11 protein-coding genes and 2 pseudogenes are annotated in these 19,512 nt (G+C 76.4%); all 13 read left to right on the top strand.

From position 1 onward, the window contains the following. The first annotated feature begins 247 nt into the window (after nt 1–247). Entirely contained in the window at nt 248–1,543 is a 1,296-nt protein-coding gene (locus IF73_RS0136575) for a helix-turn-helix domain-containing protein (RefSeq protein ID WP_051717724.1), read from the top strand. 288 nt (nt 1,544–1,831) lie between these two features. Next, nucleotides 1,832–2,395 (top strand): cobalamin B12-binding domain-containing protein, encoded by a 564-nt coding sequence (locus tag IF73_RS0136570; RefSeq protein WP_420706613.1) that lies wholly within the window; start codon nt 1,832–1,834, stop codon nt 2,393–2,395. Further along, nucleotides 2,392–3,813: a methylaspartate mutase gene (locus IF73_RS42455; protein WP_051717722.1), complete on the top strand. Its 1,422-nt coding sequence runs from the start codon at nt 2,392–2,394 to the stop codon at nt 3,811–3,813. The genes IF73_RS0136570 and IF73_RS42455 overlap by 4 nt, the downstream gene beginning before the upstream one ends. Before the next feature lie 6 nt (nt 3,814–3,819). Continuing rightward, the gene (locus tag IF73_RS42450; RefSeq protein ID WP_051717720.1) at nt 3,820–4,839 is read left to right on the top strand and encodes an asparagine synthetase A; all 1,020 of its coding nucleotides are present in this window, start codon (nt 3,820–3,822) and stop codon (nt 4,837–4,839) included. Continuing rightward, nucleotides 4,836–6,185 (top strand): glutamate synthase-related protein, encoded by a 1,350-nt coding sequence (locus IF73_RS0136555; protein ID WP_051717717.1) that lies wholly within the window; start codon nt 4,836–4,838, stop codon nt 6,183–6,185. The genes IF73_RS42450 and IF73_RS0136555 overlap by 4 nt, the downstream gene beginning before the upstream one ends. 8 nt (nt 6,186–6,193) lie before the next feature. Further along, nucleotides 6,194–7,471, top strand: coding sequence for an MFS transporter (locus IF73_RS0136550; RefSeq protein WP_158822261.1), 1,278 nt, complete (start codon nt 6,194–6,196; stop codon nt 7,469–7,471). After that, complete coding sequence (locus IF73_RS0136545; protein WP_063833515.1) at nt 7,464–8,921, top strand: amidase family protein; 1,458 nt, start codon at nt 7,464–7,466, stop codon at nt 8,919–8,921. Before IF73_RS0136550 ends, IF73_RS0136545 begins: the two co-directional genes overlap by 8 nt. A 99-nt stretch (nt 8,922–9,020) precedes the next feature. Further along, the gene (locus IF73_RS0136540) at nt 9,021–9,236 is read left to right on the top strand and encodes an MbtH family protein (protein ID WP_031015696.1); all 216 of its coding nucleotides are present in this window, start codon (nt 9,021–9,023) and stop codon (nt 9,234–9,236) included. A gap of 95 nt (nt 9,237–9,331) precedes the next feature. After that, the gene (locus IF73_RS41715; RefSeq protein WP_199806786.1) at nt 9,332–9,880 is read left to right on the top strand and encodes an AMP-binding protein; all 549 of its coding nucleotides are present in this window, start codon (nt 9,332–9,334) and stop codon (nt 9,878–9,880) included. Then, nucleotides 9,772–10,194, top strand: a pseudogene (locus IF73_RS42940) (AMP-binding protein); the annotation flags it as partial. The gene IF73_RS41715 and the pseudogene IF73_RS42940, both read left to right, overlap by 109 nt. 304 nt (nt 10,195–10,498) lie before the next feature. After that, a complete protein-coding gene (locus IF73_RS41710) occupies nt 10,499–15,001 on the top strand; it encodes a non-ribosomal peptide synthetase (protein ID WP_051717713.1) in 4,503 nt (1,500 codons plus the stop codon). Further along, a pseudogene (locus tag IF73_RS42935) lies at nt 14,971–15,783 on the top strand (AMP-binding protein); the annotation flags it as partial. The gene IF73_RS41710 and the pseudogene IF73_RS42935, both read left to right, overlap by 31 nt. Nucleotides 15,784–15,847: 64 nt before the next feature. Beyond that, nucleotides 15,848–19,512: non-ribosomal peptide synthetase (locus IF73_RS0136525; protein WP_158822260.1), on the top strand; the 3,665-nt coding region annotated here is incomplete at its 3' end.

Genomic DNA, 19,512 nt, shown 5'->3' with positions numbered 1-19,512 from the left:
CCCCCCACGCGCCCGCACCCGCCGCGCCCCACCCCGTCACCCGCTCCCCGACCAGCCCCCGAACCCCGCGCCGCCCCCTCTCCGCCGGGTCCGCCACGGCGCCGCCGCCCCGCGCCGGCCCGCCGTCCGCGCTCCTCCGGCGTCCGCCGCGGGCCGCCGCCGAATCTGGGGGCGGCCGACCCATGCGGGGTCCGCCCGCCGCTTCCGACCATGGGTGACGCAACGACCGACCAGCAGAGGGGGAACCATGACCACGACCACCGGGACGGACCACTTCGGCGGACTCCTGCGCGCCCACCGCCGGCGCAGAGGCATGACGCAGCAGCAGATGGCCGACCTGGCCACGCTCAGCGTCCGCGCGATACGCGACCTGGAGAGCGGCCGCGCCCGCCGTCCCCGGCAGGAGACCGTCCGGCTGCTCGCCGACGTCCTGCGGCTCACCGGCACCACCCGCGAGGCGTTCGACGCCGCGGCGCGTGACCACCTTCCGGCGGAGGGCGCCCCCACCACCCGCCCCGTCGCCCAGGCCCTGCCCGTCCTGCTCGGCACCACCGTGGGGCGCGAGCACGAACTCCACTCCCTCGTCGAGCTGCTGACGGTCGACCGGCAGCGTCTGGTGAGCGTCGTCGGCCTGGGCGGCGTCGGCAAGACCCGGCTCGTACGGGAAGCGGCGGGCGTCCTGCGCGACGTGCACGGCTGGCGCGTGCTGTGGGTCCCGGCCGCCGGCCTCTCGCCCGACCTGCGGGAGCTGCGGCGGCTGGAACCGGACGCGACCGGAGGCGGGGACGGCCCCGGAGACGACGTCCTGCTCGTCCTCGACGGTCTCCGGCACGGCGCCGACGGCACCGGCGTCCACCGCCTCCTGGAACGCGCCCCCGGCCTGCGGATCGTCCTCACCGCGGCCGCCCCGTCCCGGTTCGCCGGCGAACAGGTCATGCCGATCGCCCCGCTGCCCGTCCCCGGGCGGGCCCTCGACCACGATCCCGACGCGCTCGCCGAGTACTCCGCCGTCCGGCTCTTCCTGTCCCACCTGCGGCGCCTGCGGCCGTACGCCCCGCGCCCCGCCGCGACGCCCGCCGTCGCCGCGCTGTGCCGTTCGCTCGACGGCGTCCCCGGCGCGCTGGAGACCACGGCCGCCTGGGGGCTCGTCCACGCGCCGGAGGAGCTGCTGCACCACCTCGCCCGGGACCCCGAGTGCTTCGCGGCACCGCCCGCCGCCTGGGGAACCGGCCCCGGGAGCGGCACCGGAGCCGTCCGGCGCGGCCTCGCCGCACTGGAGGCGCCGCTGCGGCGACGCCTGTCCGTCCTCACCGCGCTGCCCGGCAGCTGGACCCTGGAGGAGGCCGCGCTGCTCACCGGCGCGTCCCCGGCCGACACCGCCGCCACCGTCTACGGACTGCTGGTCCACGGCCTGGTCCGCACCGCCGACGAGGACGGCCGGGACCGCTTCCGCGTCCTGCGCCGGGTCCGGTCCGCCCTCGCCGGCGGGCCCGGGACCCCGGCCGCGTACGAGCCGGTGCCGGAGGCCGTCGCCGTCGCCTGAACTCCCCGCGGCGTTACTGCCGGAGACCTGCCGCCCGTACTTCCGGCCGCGCCCCGGGGCGCCCCCTACGGTGAGAACACACGCCCCGCACGGCGGAGAAGAACGCCGGGGAAATCCCCCCCGGGAATCGCGCGAGAAGCGCGCCGCGAATTCCCGGGAATTCCCACCGGGAAATCGCCGGACGCACCTCTGAAGGTCCCTCTCCGGAACACCGATCCGGAGCACGACCGGGAATCGCGGGCGAGAAAAGACCTCATCCGTCATGTCGAACGAAGGCAGGCTATGGAAGTGGGCACCCCGGTATCCCCGGTCACCCCGATACCGACCCCGATCACCTCGGCACCGAACCCGGTCACCCCGGCACCGAACCCGGTCACCCCGGCACCGAACCCGGTCGCGCCGGCACCGGCCCCGGTCGCGCCGGCGCCACCGGACTCCGGCCTCCACGTGATCGTCTCCAGCGTCGCGTCGGACGCGCACACCTGGAACCTCGTCTTCCTGCAGCTGCTGCTGGAGGAGCTGGGCCACCGGGTCGCGAACCTCGGGGCGTGCGTGCCCGACGAGCTGCTGGTCCGCGAGTGCCGGCGGCAGCGCCCCGACCTGGTCGTGATCAGCAGCGTCAACGGACACGGGGCCAACGACGGACGACGGGTCGTCAGGGAGCTGCGCGGCCACCCCGAGACCGCCGCCATCCCGGTCGTGATCGGCGGGAAGCTCGGCATCGGCGGCGCCGGGAGCACCGAGCACGCGAGCCTGCTCGAAGCCGGTTTCGACGCCGTCTTCGAGGACGGCGCGGGCCTGGCGTCCTTCGGGTCCTTCCTGAGAAGCCTCCCCGCGGGCGTGACCGCATGACCGCACCCGTCCACCCCGCCCCGGCGGTCCCGCCGGCGTCGCCCCCCGGCTCCTTCGGCGCCTTCGTCGCCGCCGCCCGGCACGCCGGCCGGCTCGTCGTCCAGCCCCGCATGGGCATGAGCGACCCGCGCGCCATGCGGGCCGGCCTCGCCGCCACCCGGGCCGCCGACGCCACCACCGTCGGCACCGTCACCCTCGACAGCTACACCCGCGTCGGCGACCAGACCGCCGCCCGCCGCGCGCTCGCCGACGGCGTCCCGCTCAACGGCTATCCCCTCGTCACCTACGACACCGCCGTCACCCGGTCCGTCCTCCACGGCATCCAGGACCACGACTTCCCCGTGCAGGTCCGGCACGGCTCCGCCGCCCCCCAGTCCATCGTCGCGGCGCTCCTCCGCGCCGGACTCGACGCCACCGAGGGCGGCCCCGTCTCGTACTGCCTGCCCTACGGACGTACCCCGCTGACCGAGTCCGTCGAGAACTGGGCCCGCAGCTGCGCACTGCTCGCCCGGGCCCGCGACCACGGCGCCGAACCCCACATGGAGACCTTCGGCGGCTGCATGATGGGCCAGCTGTGCCCGCCGGGCCTGCTCGTGGCGCTCAGCGTCCTGGAGGCCCTGTTCTTCGCCCAGCACGGTCTGCGCAGCGTCTCCCTCAGCTACGCCCAGCAGACCGACCCCGGGCAGGACGAGGAGGCGCTGCACGCCCTGCGGCGGCTGGCGGAGGAGCTGCTGCCCGGCCTCGACTGGCACATCGTCGTCTACACGTACATGGGCGTGTACCCGCGCACCCCCGGCGGCGCCCGGCTCCTCCTGGAGGACTCGGCCCGGCTCGCGGTCCGCACCGGTGCCGCCCGGCTCATCGTGAAGACCGCCGCGGAGGCCCACCGCATCCCGACCGTGGCGGAGAACGTGGCCGCCCTGGAGGCGGCGGCCCGCGCCGCCGAGGCGGAGCGCGACCGCACCCTCCCGCCCGCGAAGGGACCGACGGCGGGCCCGGCCGCCACGGGACCGGCACCGACGCCGGTCGCCGACACCGGAATCCACGCCGAGGCGTCCGCCCTCGTCCAGGCCGTCCTGGAACTCTCCCCGGATCTCGGCCGCGCCCTGCCGCAGGCGTTCGCGCGCGGCTACCTCGACGTCCCCTACTGCCTCCACCCCGACAACGCCCAGCGGAGCCGGAGCTACCTCGACACCGACGGACGGCTGCGCTGGTCCGCCGTCGGCCGCATGCCGCTCGGCGGCATCGTGGCGCCCGCCCGGGCGCCGCGCCTGACCTCCGGAGGGCTGCTCACCGCCCTCCGCCACGTGGAGCGGCGCTCCGACGCCGCCGCCCTCGACCCCTCGCCCGCCCACCGGCCCCTCGACGACGGGCACCGCCCGCCGGCCCGCGCGGCCCACCCCGAAGAAGGACGGTAGACGCCCATGCTCCCCCTCACCGACCCGGCGGCAGCCCCCGCGACCACGGACCGGCTGCCCGGCACCCCCGCGGACCACCTGACCGACCCGACGACCCGCGCGGTCATCCGGCTCCAGAACGGCATGCTCACCGCCGCCCGCGGCTTCCTGCGCGCGCACGGCTTCACCGAGATGCTGCCGCCGATGATCGGGCCGGTCACCGACCCGGGCGTGCGCGGCTCCAAGCAGGTCGACGTCGACTACTACGGCCACCGCTACAAGCTCATGACCAGCGCCATCCTCTACAAGCAGGCGTCCCTGCTCGCCTTCGACAAGATCTTCTGCATCGCGCCCTGCGTCCGGCTGGAGCCCCTGGAGACCGCGAACACCAGCCGCCACCTGGCCGAGTTCCACCAGATCGACGTCGAGGTCGCCGGCGCCTCCCGCGAGGACATCACCCGGCTCGGCGAGGACCTCGTCCGGCACATCGTGCGCGAGACCGTCGCCCACCACGCCGAGGAGTTCGAGGCCCTCGGCCGCGACACCGGCGCCTTCACCGAACTCCTCGGCGAGCCCTTCGGGCACCGCACCCACGCCGAGGCCGTCGCCGAACTGCGCGCCCTGGGCCACGAGCAGAGCGCCGACGCCGAGATCGACTGGCACGGCGAGGCGCTGCTCTCCGCCAAGTCCGGGCGCCCCTTCTTCGTCACCGACTACCCCAAGGGCTCCCGCGGCTTCTACGACCGCGAGAGCCGGGACGAGCCCGGCACCCTCCGCAACTTCGACATCCTCGCCCCCGAGGGGTACGGCGAACTGTGCAGCGGCAGCGAGCGGGAGTTCGAGTACGCCCGGATCGTCGCCCGCATGCGGGAGACCGGCGAGAACCCCGCCAAGTACGGCTGGTACCTGCAGATGGTCCGCGACGGCATCCCGGACAGCGCCGGATTCGGCATCGGCCTGGAGCGCTTCACCCGCTACCTCGCGGGCCTCGACGCCGTCTGGCAGGCCAGCGCCTACCCGAAGGTCCCGGGAGTGGTCGCCCCGTGAGCCCCCGACCCGCCACCGAGACGACGCGGGACCCGGACGGCTCCGGCCTCAGGGCCGACGGCTTCCCCGCCGACGCCGTACGCGACCGGGCCCGCCGCGGCACCGCCGCCCTCTTCCCGCCGGGGGAGACGTACGGACGGACCCTGTTCGGCGCCGCCCGGCCGCGGACCGCCGCACCGGGGACCGACCTCCTGGACGAACTCCGCCTGGTGCCGCCCGTCTTCATGCCGCGCCGCCTGGAGAAGCTGATCGACCTCGCCCGCGAGCCGCTCCACCACGACGTGGACCTCGCCACCGCCGTGGGCGCCCTCCGCTCCCCGCTGCCGGCCTACCTCTCGGCCTTCGGCTCCACCCAGGTGGCCAGTGCCGACCTCGGCACCGCCGCCAGCCGGCAGGCCGGCCGGCTCGGCCTGCCCATGGTGATCGGCGAGAACGTCATCCCCGTCAACGGCTACGGCCGGCTCGGCACCCCGCCGTCCGGCGACCCCGGACGGTCCCTGCTCGGCCGCATCCGCGCCTACCTCGACGAACTGCCCGACGGCACCGGAGGCATCGCCGTCCAGCAGAGCACCGAGGACGCCGACGCCGAGGTGTGGAACCTCGTCTACAGCGACCCCTCCGCCCGGCCCCTGCTCGACACGGGCCGGCTCGCCTTCGAGCTGAAGGTGGGCCAGGGCGCCAAGCCGGGACTCGGCGGCATGACCGTCCTGGACCGCGCCGCCGCCGCCCGCGTCGCCGAGCAGTACGCCGTCGACGACGCCCTCGGCGGCGACGGGCGGGTCCTGCGGTGCAGCAGCCCCGGCACCTTCACCGAGGAGATCCTGCGCCAGCAGATCCGCCTGATGCGCAACAACTTCCCCCGCGCCCGGGTGTGGGTGAAGCTCCACCCCGGACGCGACGTCGGGGAGGCCGCCGCCGTCGCCTGGGCGGCCGGCGCCGACGCCGTCACCGTCGACGGCGCCGAGGGCGGCACCGGATGGGCCCCGCTCGGCTTCCTCGACGGAGTCGGCCTGCCGCTCGGCGAGTGCCTGCGCCGCGTCGGCCCGCCCGCCGGCGCGCTCCTCGCCTCCGGCCGCATGTGGGAGGGCACCCGCGCGGCCAAGGCGCTCGCGCTCGGCGCCACCGCCGTCGGACTCGGCCGGGCCGCGCTCCTCGCCGTCGAGGAGGACCCCGAGCGGGGACTCGTCCGCCTCGTCGAGGCCCTCGCCCTCGAACTGCGCCTGCTCGTCAGCGCGATGGGCAAGTACCGGGCCGACGCGCTCGCCCACGAGGACGTGTGGGCGCCCGGGGCCGGACTGCCGTCCCCGGCCGCCGCGTCCACCGGACCCCTGGGCGACCGGCCGTGAGCGGAAGCATGGCCACCGGCCCCGCGCCCGCCGCCGTCCGCCCGGCGGACGCCCGCCTCACCGACGGCGGCTACCTGGGCTTCGTCCTCGCCATGGGCCTGTCCGCGCTCGGCGACGCCGCCTGGTACGTGACGCTCGCCTGGACGGTCACCGCCGACACCGGCCCCGCACGGGCGGGCGCGGTCCTCGCGCTCGCCTCCCTGCCCCGCCTGGTGACCCTGCTCGGCGCGGGCGCCCTCGTCGACAGCGCCGGCCCCCGCCGGGTCATGGTCGGCGCCGACCTCGCCCGCTGCGCGGTCATGGCGCTCGCCGCCGCCGGAGCGCTCGCCCTCGGCCCCGGCGTGCCGCTGCTCGTGGCGGCGGCGGCCGGCCTCGCGCTGTTCGGCGCGTTCTTCATCCCGGCCTCCGGCGCGCTGCGCGCCGGACTGCTGCCCGAGCGCCACCTCGTCCGCGGCAACGCCCTCTACCTGGGCGCCCTGCGCGGCGGCCAGGCCGCCGGCGGACCCCTCGGCGGCGTCCTGATGGCCCTCGGCGGCATCCCGCTCGTCGCCGCCGTCAACGCGGTGACCTACGCGGTGTCGGCCCTCGCCGTCCTCCGCGTCCGGACCCGGCGGGAGCGGGCCGCCGCACAGGCGGAGCCCGTACCCGAGAAGGACGCGGGCACCGCCGCCCCGCAGCCCTCCCTGGCCGCCCGCATCGGCGAAGGGCTGCGGGCCGTGGCCGCCGCGCCACGGCTCAGGGCCGTGATCACCGTGATCGGACTCACCGAGTTCGCCGGAGCGGGACCCATCAACATCGGCGTGGCCCTGATGGCGAACCGGAACGGTTCGGCCGCCGCCGGCGCCGGCCTGCTGCTGACCGCCTTCACCATCGGCGCCGCCGCCGGATTCCTGCTGACGCTGGTGTGGCCCGCCCGCCGCCGCGCGGGGCTCGTCCTCGCCGTCGGCACCGCCGGACAGACCGCCTGCCTGGCGGCCCTCGCCTGGAGCCCGTCGACGGCCGCCGCCCTCGCCCCGTACGCCGGTCTGGGCCTCGTCTCGGCGCTCGTCGGCACCGTCCTGGTCTCCTGCGTCCAGCGCTGGGCGCCCGAGGCCGTCCGCGGCCGGATCGTGTCCATCCAGGCCCTCCTCATCTTCGGCGCCGCGCCCCTCGGCAACCTCGTCATCGGGGCGCTCGTCGAATGGGCCGGCATGACCTGGGCGCTGCTGCTGCACGCGCTGGTCGCCCTGACCGCCCTCGGCACGGTGCTCCTCGTCCCCCTCCTCAGGGAGGCCCGCCTTGACTGACCCCGGCGCCCCGGCCCCCCACCCGCCGGGCCTCCAGCACCGGCCCGTCGCCGAACTGGCCCGGAGCCTGCGCTCCTCCGCCCTCACCAGCACGGACCTGGTCACGGCCTGCCTGGACCGGATCGCCACCGCCGACCCGGTGGTCCGCGCCGTCCTCGCGGTCGACGACACCGCCCCCGCACAGGCCCGCGCCGCCGACCTCCGCCACGCCCGGGGCACCCCCCTCGGCCCCCTCGACGGCATCCCGGTCCTCCTCAAGGACAACATCGACACGGCGGGACTCGCCTCCACCGCCGGATCCCGGCTGCTCGCCGGCACCCCTCCCGCACGGGACGCGGCGGTCGTCACCCGGCTGCGCGCGGCCGGGGCCGTCGTCCTCGGCAAGACGAACCTCACCGAATGGGGCAACTTCCGCTCCACGCGCAGCATCGAGGGCTGGTCCGCCGTCGGCGGCCAGACCCGCAACCCCTACGCCCCGGCGCACAGCCCCTGGGGCTCCTCCGCCGGCTCGGCCGCCGCCGTGGCGGCCGGAATGGCCCCGCTGGCCCTCGGCACCGAGACGGACGGCTCGCTCGTCTGCCCGGCGGGCGTCTGCGGCGTCGCCGCGATCAAACCGGCGCCCGGCACCCTGCCGACGGCCGGTGTCGTGCCCATCTCCACCGTGCAGGACACCCTCGGACCCCTGGCCCCCCGGCTGGCGGACGCGGCGCTCTGCCTCGCCGTCCTCACCGGCCGCCCCCTCCCCGCCGCACCGGCCCCGCCCGGGACCGTCCGGATGGGGCTGTGGCACGTCAAGGGCATGGCCCCGGACGCCCAGGAGCTCGCCGAACGCCTCGCCGAACGGCTCCGGGCCGCGGGCGCCACCGTCGTCCCCGTCGAGATCACCCTGCCCCGGGACATGCTCGTCGACGGACTCGACGCGCTCTGCGCCGAGTTCCGGCCCTCACTGGAGCGGTACCTGAGCGGCCGGCCCGGCGCGCCCGCCACCCTGGACGAGGTCATCGCGGAGAACCGCCGGGACCCGGTGGAACTGGCCCTCTTCGGCCAGGAGTTGCTGGAGCGGTGCGCCGAACTCACGGACGAGGAGCGGGCGCTCGCCGCGGCCCTCCGGCGGCGCACCCGCCGACGGGCCCGCGACCTGATCGACACGGCCCTGGCCGCACACGGCGTGGACCTCCTCATGGCCGCGACCAGCGGCCCGGCCTGGCGCATCGACGACGGCCCCGACCCGTTCACCCGGACCAGCTCCACCCTCCCGGCCCTGGCCGGCCGGCCCGTCGTCGCCGTCCCCGCCGGATTCTCCGGCGAACTGCCCGTCGGCGTCTCCCTGTTCGGACCGGCCGCGCTGGAGCGACTGCTGCCCGCCGCTTTCCTGGCCGAGCGGCACGGCGACGGACCCCGGACACCGGCAGTTCCGCCTCGCGTTCCGGCTCCCCGGATCCGTCGGTAACTGCCGATCGGCTGCCCCGCTCGCTGCCTTTCGGGAACGCGCGGCGGACTTAGCTTTTCGATGTCCCCGAGGAATCGACTCAGGAACAGGAGAATTCCGATGACCACCAATCCTTTCGAGAACGCCGACGCCGCCTATCTGGTGCTGGTCAACCACGAGAACCAGCACTCCCTGTGGCCGGCCGACATCGAGGTCCCCGAGGGCTGGAACACCGTCCACGGCGCCGCCTCCCGGCAGAGCTGCCTCGACTACGTCGACGCGCACTGGACCGACATGCGCCCGGCGAGCCTGATCGCCGAGACCGCCGCGAGCTGACCGGGCCGCCCGCCCCGGCCCTCCCACCCCGGCGCTCCAGCCCCGCGTTCCCCCACCCCGCGATGTCCACGCCCCGACCGATGGAGATGATGAAGGTGTCCTTGGACTGCGTCCACGAGGTCTTCGAGGAGCAGGCGGCCCGGACCCCCGATGCCACCGCCGTGGTCTTCGAGGGACGGGGCACCCCGTACGGCGAGCTGAACGCCCGGGCCAACCGCCTCGCCCGCCACCTGACCGCGCTCGGGGTGCGGCGCGGCGACACCGTCGGAGTGCTCCTGGAGCGGGACACCGAGCTGGTCGTGGCCGTCCTCGCCGTCCTGAAGGCCGGCGCCGGATACACCCTCCTCGACCCCGCCCTGCCCGCCGCACGGGTCCGCGAGATCGCCTCCCTGGCCGGCGCCGCCCACGCCGTCACCACGGCCCGGCTCGCCGGCCGCTGGGACGGTACGCCGGTGCTTCCCGTCCCGGTCGACGCGGAGGCGGACGCCGTCGCCGCCCGGGACGCCGGGAAGAGGTGTGGCTGCAGTGCGCGCCGGTGTCGTGGGACGCCTTCGCGCTGGAGCTGTTCGGGGCGCTGCTGCACGGCGGCACCTGCGTCCTCCAGCCCGGGACGCGCCCGGAGCCGGCCGTCATCGCCCAACTGATCGCCGCCCACGGCGTCACCACCGTCCACGTCTCGGCGAGCCTCCTCGACTTCCTCCTGGACGAGTACCCGGGGTGCTTCGACGGCGTGCGGCAGCTGATGACGGGCGGCGAGCCGCTGTCCGTGCCGCACGTGGCCCGGGCCCTCGCCGCGTACCCGGGGCTGCGGCTGGTCAACGGGTACTCGCCCGTGGAGTCCATGATCTTCACCTGCTGCCACACCGTCGGCGAGCGGGACACCGAGCACACCGCGATCCCCGTCGGCTCCGTCCTCACCCACAAGCAGATCCACGTCCTCGACGAGCGCCTGTGCCCCCTCCCGCCGGGCGCCGAGGGCGAGCTGTACATGGCCGGCGTCGGCCTCGCCCGGGGGTACGCGGGCCGGCCGGGCCTGACGGCGGAACGTTTCGTCGCCCACCCGTACGGCGCCCCCGGCGCACGGCTCTACCGCACCGGCGACCTGGTCCGCATGCGGCCCGACGGCGTCGTCGAGTTCGTCGGACGCGCCGACGGCCAGGTGAAGATCCGCGGCTTCCGGATCGAACCCGGCGAGGTCCAGGCCGCGCTGATGAAGCACCCGCACGTCCGCCAGGCCGCCGTCCCGGCTCCCCGAACACCTCGTGCCCGCCGCCGTCGTCGTCCTCGACGCCCTCCCGCTCACCCCGAACGGCAAACTCGACCGCCAGGCCCTGCCCGCCCCGCAGGCCCGCACCGCGCCGGTCGGCCGCGCCCCGGAGACACCCGCCGAGCACACCCTCTGCGGACTGTTCGCCGACGTCCTCGGCGTGGACGAGGTCGGCGCCGACGAGAGCTTCCTGCTCCTCGGCGGCCACTCCCTCCTCGCCGCCCGCCTGATCAGCCGCATCCGCCGCGCCTTCGGCGTCGAGATCGGCATCCGCGAACTCTTCCGGGCCCCCACCCCCGCCGCCCTGGCCAGCGCCCTCGACGGCGCAGCGGAAGCCCCGCCCGCCCTCCTCCCCGCCGCCCGCCCCGCCGAACTCCCGCTCTCCGCCGCCCAGCAGCGCATCTGGTTCCTCGACCAGGCCGAGGGCCGCGACACCGGTGAGGAACCCGCCGGCGGAGCCACGTACAACGTCCCGATCGCCCTCCGGCTGCGCGGCGCCCTCGACGCCGACGCCCTCCGCGGCGCCGTCGCCGACCTGGCGGAGCGCCACGAGGCCCTGCGCACCCGCCACCCCGCGACCGACGGCCGGCCCCGCCAGGAGGTGCCCGCCCCCGAGGACGCCCGCGTTCCCTGGACCCACACCGCCCCCGGCCCGGACGGACTCCCCGAGGCCCTCACCGCCGCCGCCCGCCGGGGCTTCGACCTCGCCACGGAGCCGCCGCTGCGGGCCCACCTCTTCGACGCCGGGCCGGGGGAGCACGTCCTGCTCCTCGTCGTGCACCACATCGCCTGCGACGGCTGGTCGCTGGCACCGCTGGTCGGCGACCTGGCGACGGCCTACACGGCCCGCGTCGAGGGCCGTACGCCGGAGTGGGCGCCGCTGCCCGTCCAGTACGCCGACTACACCCTCTGGCAGCGCGACCTCCTCGGCGACCCGGCCGACCCGGACAGCGTCCTCGCCCGGCAGCTCGCGCACTGGCGGCGGACCCTGGCCGGACTCGGCGACGAGACCACCCTCCCCACCGACCGCCCCCGCCCGCTCCACCCCTCGCACCGCGGCGGAGTCGTCCCCGTCGACCTCCCCGCCGGGCTGCACGGGCGGCTCCTCGACCTCGCCCGCCGCAGCGACTCCACCCTCTTCATGGTCGTGCAGGCCGGCCTCGCCGCGCTGCTCACCCGCCTCGGCGCGGGCGACGACATCCCCCTCGGCACCCCGGTCGCCGGACGGTCGGACGAGGCCCTGGACGACCTGGTCGGCTTCTTCGCCAACACCCTCGTGCTGCGCACGGACACCTCCGGCGACCCGACCTTCCGCGAACTCCTCGCCCGGGTCCGGGAGTCCGACCTCGCCGCCTACGCCCACCAGGACGTGCCCTTCGACCGGCTGGTCGAGGAGCTGAACCCGGTCCGCTCGCCCGCCCGCCACCCGCTCTTCCAGGTGATGCTCGTCCTCCAGAACAACGCCGTCGCCACCCCGCGGCTGCCCGGCGTGGACCTCGTCGAACAGCGCGTGCTCACCCTCGACGTCGCCAAGTTCGACCTCACCTTCGACGTCACCGAGGGCTACGACGTCGCCGGCCGCCCCACCGGCATCCACGGCACCGCCCAGTACGCCGTGGACCTGTTCGACCGGGACAGCGCCGAGGCGCTGGTGGCGCGCCTGGTGCGCCTCCTGGAGGCGGCCGCCGCCCGGCCCGACGTACCCGTCGGCGACCTGGACGTCCTCACGGCGGGGGAGCGGCGGCAGTTGCTCGGGGAGGGCAGCACCCCCTCGGAGCCGTACGGGGTGCCCGTGCACGAGCTGTTCGAGCGGCAGGCCCGGGCGACGGCCGGCGCGACGGCCCTCGTGTCCGGCGACGAGCGGATGACCTACGGCGAGCTGGAGCGCGCCGCGAACCGGCTGGCCCGGCACCTCGTCGGGCTCGGAGTGCGCCGCGGCGACACGGTCGGCGTCCTCCTGGAGCGCGAACCGCGGCTCGTCGTGGCCCTGCTCGCCGTGCTGAAGGCGGGCGCCGCCTACACCCTGCTCGACCCCGGGTTCCCCGGCGAGCGGCTGCGGGACGTCGTCGGACGCGCCGGACTCGCGCGCGTGGTCACGGCGGGAGAGCTCGGTGACGTGCTCGGCCCCGACACCCCTCTGGTCCGGCTCGACGCCGACCCCGACGCGGCAGCCATCGCCGCCCGCGCCGCCTCCGCGCCCGGGCGCGCGGTCGGACCCGAGGACGCCGCCTGCGTCATGTTCACCTCGGGCTCGACGGGCGTCCCCAAGGGCGTGGTGGCCCCCCACCGGGCCCTCACCGGCACCCTCACCGGCCAGGACTTCGTCGCCTTCGGCCCGGACCAGGTGTGGCTGCAGTCCGCGCCGATGTCCTGGGACGCCTTCGCCCTGGAGGTCTTCGGCCCCCTGCTGCACGGCGGCACCTGCGTCCTGCAGCCCGGCGGCAAGCCGGAGCCCGCCGTGATCGCCGAGCTGATCGCCCGCCACCGCGTCACCTCGGCCTACCTGTCGGCGAGCCTGCTGAACTTCCTGCTCGACGAGTACCCCGGCTGCTTCACCGGGATGCGCCAGGTCATCGGCGGCGGCGAGGCCGCCTCGCCCGCCCACGCGGCGAAGGCGCTCGCGGAGTACCCGGGACTGCGGCTGGTCAACGGCTACGGACCGGTCGAGGCCATGATCTTCGTGTCGACCCACACCATCACCCCCGAGGACACCCGCCACCCGGCCATCCCGATCGGCCGGCCGATCGCCCACGAGCGGATGTACGTCCTGGACGACCGGCTCCGCCCGGTCCCGGCCGGCGTCGTCGGCGACCTCTACCTCACCGGCGCGGGACTGGCCCACGGCTACCTGGGCCAGCCCGGCCTGACGGCGGAACGGTTCGTCGCCCACCCCCACGGCGCCCCCGGCGAGCGGGTCTACCGCACCGGCGACCTGGTCCGGCGGCGCGCCGACGGCGTCCTGGAGTACGTCGGCCGGGCCGACGGCCAGGTGAAGATCCGCGGCTTCCGCGTCGAGCCCGGCGAGATCCAGGCCGTTCTCATGCGGCACCCGCAGGTCCGCCAGGCCGCCGTGGTGGTCCGCGAGGAGCGGCCCGGCGACAAGCGCCTCGCCGCCTACCTCGTCGCCGAGCCCGGCACCGTACTCGACCCGGCCGACGCCCGCGCCCACACCACCGCCCACCTGCCCGAACACCTCAGGCCCGGCAGCTTCACCGTCCTGGACGCCCTCCCGCTCACCCCGAACGGCAAGCTCGACCGCCAGGCCCTGCCCGCCCCCGCGCCCACCGCGTCCGCCGACGCCGGCGCGGAGCCGCGGACGGCCCGCGAGGCCGCCCTGGCGGAGCTCTTCGCCGGTGTCCTCGGCGTCGAACGGGTCGGCGCGCACGACAACTTCTTCGACCTGGGCGGTCACTCGCTCCTCGCCGCCCGCCTGATCAGCCGCATCCGCACCACGCTCGACGCCCACGTCGGCATCGGCGAACTCTTCCACGCCCCCACCGTCGCCGCACTCGCCGCCCGCCTCGACGCCGACGCCGGCGCCGACGGAACCGACGACGGCACCGGAGCCGGTCCCGCCCCCCGCCCGCCCCTGCTGCCGTCCCCGCGCCCCGAGCGCGTCCCGCTCTCCTCCGCCCAGCAGCGCCTCTGGTTCCTCGACCAGGCCGAGGAACCCAGCGCCTCCTACAACGTGCCCCTCGCCCTCCGCGTCCGCGGCCCCCTCGACACCGACGCGCTGCGCCAGGCCGTCCTCGACGTGACGGCCCGTCACGAGGCCCTGCGGACCGTCTTCCCCACGACGGACGGAGAGCCCTGGCAGCACGTCCTCGACGCCGACACCCCCACGCTCGCCGCCGCCGTCTGGCACACGGCCGCCTGCGCCGAGCAGGAGCTGCCCCAGGCCCTCCGCGACGCCTCCGCCCACCGCTTCGACCTCGCCGCCGAGCCGCCGCTGCGCGCCACGCTGCTCACCGTCGCCGCCGACGACCACGTCCTGCTCCTGGTGGCGCACCACATCGCCGCCGACGGCTGGTCCCTCACCCCGCTGACCCGGGACCTCACCACCGCCTACGCGGCCCGCGCCGAAGGCCGTACGCCGGAGTGGGCGCCGCTGCCCGTCCAGTACGCCGACCACACCCTCTGGCAGCGCGCCCTCCTCGGCGACGAGGCCGATCCGCACAGCCTCGCCCGCCGCCAGCTCGACCACTGGCGCGAGGCCCTCGCCGGCGCCCCCGACGCGACGGCCCTCCCCACCGACCGGCCCCGGCCGCCCGTCGCGAGCCACCGCGGCGACAGCGTCCCCCTCGCCCTCGACGCCGGGCTGCACGGGCGGCTCCTCGACCTCGCCCGCCGCAGCGACTCCACCCTCTTCATGGTCGTGCAGGCCGGCCTCGCCGCCCTGCTCACCCGGCTCGGCGCGGGCGCGCCCGGGTCCGGGAGTCCGACCTCGCCGCCTACGCCCACCAGGACGTGCCCTTCGACCGGCTGGTCGAGGAGCTGAACCCGGTCCGCTCGCTCGCCCGCCACCCGCTCTTCCAGGTGATGCTGGCCCTCCAGGACGCCACCCCGGTCCCGGCCCTGCCGGGCTGCGAGGTGCGGGTCGCCCACCCCGAGCGCCACAGCGCCAAGTTCGACCTCACCTTCGTCGCCGAACGGCACCACGCCGAGGACGGCGCCCCCGCCGGCCTGACCGGCTTCCTGGAGTACGCCACCGACCTCTTCGACCGGACGACGGCCGAGGCGCTCGCCGACCGCCTGGTCCGCCTCCTCACGGCGGCAGCGGCCGAGCCGGACCGCCGGATCGGCGACCTCGACGTCCTCGCCGCCGACGAGCGCACCACGCTCCTCGACACCTGGAACGCCACCGCCACCGCCCTCCCGCGGACCGAGGGCGTCCACGAGCTCTTCGAGCGGCAGGCCGCCCGCACCCCCGACGCCACCGCCCTGGTCCTCCCGGACCGCACGATCGGCTACGCGGAGCTCAACGCCGCCGCGAACCGGCTCGCCCGCCACCTCCGGGCCCGGGGCACGGGCCGCGGCGACACCGTCGCCGTCCTCCTCGACCGGGACCTCGACCTCGTCGTCACCGTCCTCGCCGTCCTCAAGGCGGGCGCCGGATACACCCTGCTCGACGCCGGATTCCCCGTCGAGCGGCTGCGCACCGTCGCCGACACCGCCGGGGCCCGGCTGATCGTCACCGCCGGCGAACCCGCCGACGGCTGGCGCGACGCCGCCGCCGACTTCGTACGCCTGGACACCGAGGCGGACGCGATCGCCGGCCTGGACGACACCGACCTGGGACGGATCGCGGGGCCGGAGGACGTGGCCTGCGTGATGTTCACGAGGTGTGGCTGCAGTGGGTGTGCGGCAGCTGATGACGGGCGGCGAGCCGCTGTCCGTGGCGCACATCGCGAAGGCGCGGGCGGAGTATCCGGGGCTGCGGCTGGTCAACGGCTATTCGCCGGTCGAGTCGATGATCTTCACCTGCTGCCACACGGTCGAGGACCGGGACGCCACCGCCCCGTCGATCCCGGTCGGCCGGCCGATCGCCGACAAGCGCGTCTACGTGCTGGACGAGCGGCTGCGGCCGGTCCCGGTCGGTGTCGCCGGCGAGCTGTACATGGCCGGCGTCGGCCTCGCCCGGGGGTACGTGGGCCAAAGCGGCCTGACCGCCGAGCGGTTCGTCGCCCACCCGTACGGCTCCCCCGGGGAGCGGGTCTACCGCACCGGCGACCTGGTCCGCCGACGCGCCGACGGCGTCCTGGAGTTCCTGGGCCGGGCCGACGGGCAGGTGAAGATCCGCGGGTTCCGCGTCGAGCCCGGCGAGGTCCAGGCCGCGCTGACCCGGCTCCCCGAACACCTCGTGCCCGCCGCCGTCGTCGTCCTCGACGCCCTCCCGCTCACCCCGAACGGCAAACTCGACCGCCAGGCCCTGCCCGCCCCCGACACCAGCGCGCCCGCCGGCGGCCGCGCCCCGCGCACCCCGCGCGAGGAGGTCCTCTGCGGCCTCTTCGCCCAGGTCCTCGGCGTCGAAGACATCGGCGTCGACGACGACTTCTTCCACCTCGGCGGCCACTCCCTGCTCGCCGCCCGCCTCACCGGCCGCATCCGCACCGCCCTCGGCGTCGAGGCCGGCGTCCGCGACCTCTTCCAGGCGCCCACCGTCGCCGCGCTCGCCCGCCGCCTCGACGGTGCCGCGTCCGCCAGGCCGGCCCTGCGCCCCGCCGCCCGCCCCGTGGAACTGCCGCTCTCCCACGCCCAGCAGCGCCTCTGGTTCCTCGACACCGCCCAGGGCGACACCGGCGGCACCGCCTACAACCTGACCTTCGCCGCCCGCCTCGGCGGCACCGTCGACCCGGACGTCCTCCGGGCCGCGCTCACCGACCTCACCGGCCGCCACGAGCCCCTCCGCACCCGCTTCCCGGCCGTCGACGGCCTGCCCCGCCAGTCCGTCGTCCCGGCGGCGGACGCCCGCCCCCACCTGACCGTCACCGACCGTCCGCACACCCCCGACGAGCTGGCCGCCGCCCTCCGGGCCGCCGCCTCCCACCGCTTCGACCTCGCCGGCGAACTCCCGTTCCGGGCCCACCTCCTCACCGCCGACACGGGCGACCACGTGCTGCTCCTGGTGATGCACCACATCGCCGCCGACGGCTGGTCCATGACCCCGCTCCTGCGCGACCTGGCCACGGCCTACGCCGCCCGCGCCGCCGGGGACGAACCCTCATGGGCGCCGCTGCCCGTCCAGTACGCCGACTACACCCTCTGGCAGCGCGACCTCCTCGGCGACGACACCGACCCCGACAGCCTCCTCGCCCGGCAGCTCGACCACTGGCGCGACGCCCTCGCCGGACTGCCCGACGCCCTGCCCCTGCCCACCGACCGGCCCCGCGCCGGCGACACCCGCGGCGACGGCGCCGTCCTGCCCGTGCGGTTCGGGCCCGGGCTCCACCAGGGGCTGCGCGACCTGGCCCGGGAGACCCACGCCACCCTCTTCGCCCGGGTCCGGGAGTCCGACCTCGCCGCCTACGCCCACCAGGACGTGCCCTTCGACCGGCTGGTCGAGGAGCTGAACCCGGTCCGCTCGCTCGCCCGGCACCCGCTCTTCCAGGTGATGCTCGTCCTCCAGAACACCGAGGAGACCGACGTACGCCTCGGCGACGCCACCGCCCGCCCCGAGCCGGTCACCAACACCACCGCCAAGTTCGACCTCTCCCTCGCCCTGGCCGAGACCCACGACCGGGCCGGCGCCCCCGCCGGGCTCGACGGCGGCCTCGAATTCGCCACCGACCTCTTCGACCCCGCCACCGCCCGCACCCTCCTCACCCGGCTCGAACGCCTGCTGCACGCCGCCGTCGCCGACCCCGACCGCCCCCTCGGCACCCTCGACGTCCTCTCCGCCGAGGAGCGCCACACCACCCTCACCACCTGGAACGACACCGCCGCCCCCTACCCGCACGACCGCTCCCTGCACGAACTCTTCGCCGACCAGGCCGCCCGCACCCCCCACGCCACCGCCCTGATCTCCGGCACCGAGCGGATCGGCTACGCCGCACTCGACGCCCGCGCCAACCGCCTCGCCCACCACCTCATCGGCCTCGGCGTCGGCCACGGCGACGTCGTCGGCGTCCTCGTCACCCGCGGCCCCGACCTCGTCACCGGCATCCTCGCCGCCCTCAAGTGCGGCGCCGCCTACGTCCCCCTGGACCCCGACCACCCCGAGGACCGGCTCCGCTCCATCGTCGCGGAAGCCGGCGTCCGCACCGCCGTCACCCACCGCGCGCTCGCCGCCCTGCTGCCGCCGGACCTCACCCTCGTCCGCGCCGACGCGCCGGCCGACCGCGCCCTGATCGACGCCCGCCCCGCCACCGCCCCCGACGTGCGGGTCCGCGCCGACGACCTCGCCTGCGTCCTCTTCACCTCCGGCTCCACCGGCCGCCCCAAGGGCGTCGCCTCCCCGCACCGCGCCACCGTCCGCACCTTCTTCGGCCAGGAGTACGTGGCCTTCGGCCCGGACGAGGTGTGGCTCCAGTGCGCCCCCGTCTCCTGGGACGGCCTCACCCTGGAGCTCTGGCCCGCCCTCCTGCACGGCGGCACCTGCGTCCTCGCCCCCGGCCAGAGCCCCGACCCCGCCGTGATCGCCGACCTCGTCGCCGCGCACGCCGTCACCACCGTCTGGCTCTCCGCCGGCCTCTTCGCCGTCATCGCCGACACCCGCCCCGAGGTCTTCCGCACCCTGCGCCAGGTCATGACCGGTGGCGAGGCACCCTCCCTCGCCCATCTCCAGCGCGTCCGCCGGGACTTCCCACACCTGCGGATCGTCCACGGCTACGGCCCCGTCGAGTCGATGGTCTTCACCAACGCCCACCAGGTCACCGCCGACGACACCGCACGCGCCACCGTCCCCGTCGGCCACCCCCTCGCCCACACCCAGGTGTACGTCCTCGACGCCCGCCTCCAGCCCGTCCCCCCGGGCGTCACCGGCGAGCTGTACGTCTCCGGCGACGGCCTCGCCCACGGCTACCGCCACCGCCCGGCCCTCACCGCCGAACGGTTCGTCGCCCACCCCCACGGACCGCGCGGCGCCCGCGTGTACCGCACCGGCGACCTCGCCCGCTGGCGCGCCGACGGCACCCTGGAGATCGCCGGCCGGGCCGACAGCCAGGTCAAGGTACGCGGCTTCCGGATCGAACCCGGCGAGATCGAGACCGTCGCCGGCCGCCACCCCGGCGTCACCCACGCGGCCGTCGTGGTCCGGGAGGACCGCCCCGGCGACCGGCACCTCGTCGCGTACGTCGTCGGCGACGCCGACCCGGCCGCCCTGCGCGACCACCTGGCCCGGACCCTGCCCCCGCACATGGTGCCGTCCGCGATCGTCCCCCTGCCCGGCCTGCCCCTCACCCCCAACGGCAAGCTGGACCGCCGCGCCCTGCCCGCCCCCGACTTCACCGCCGGCACCGCGCACCGTGCCCCGCGCAGCCCGCGCGAGGAGATCCTCTGCGGCCTCTTCGC

This window comes from Streptomyces sp. NRRL F-5727 (assembly GCF_000719555.1).
Taxonomy (GTDB): domain Bacteria; phylum Actinomycetota; class Actinomycetes; order Streptomycetales; family Streptomycetaceae; genus Streptomyces.
This window is presented reverse-complemented; position numbering and strand designations above follow the sequence as displayed.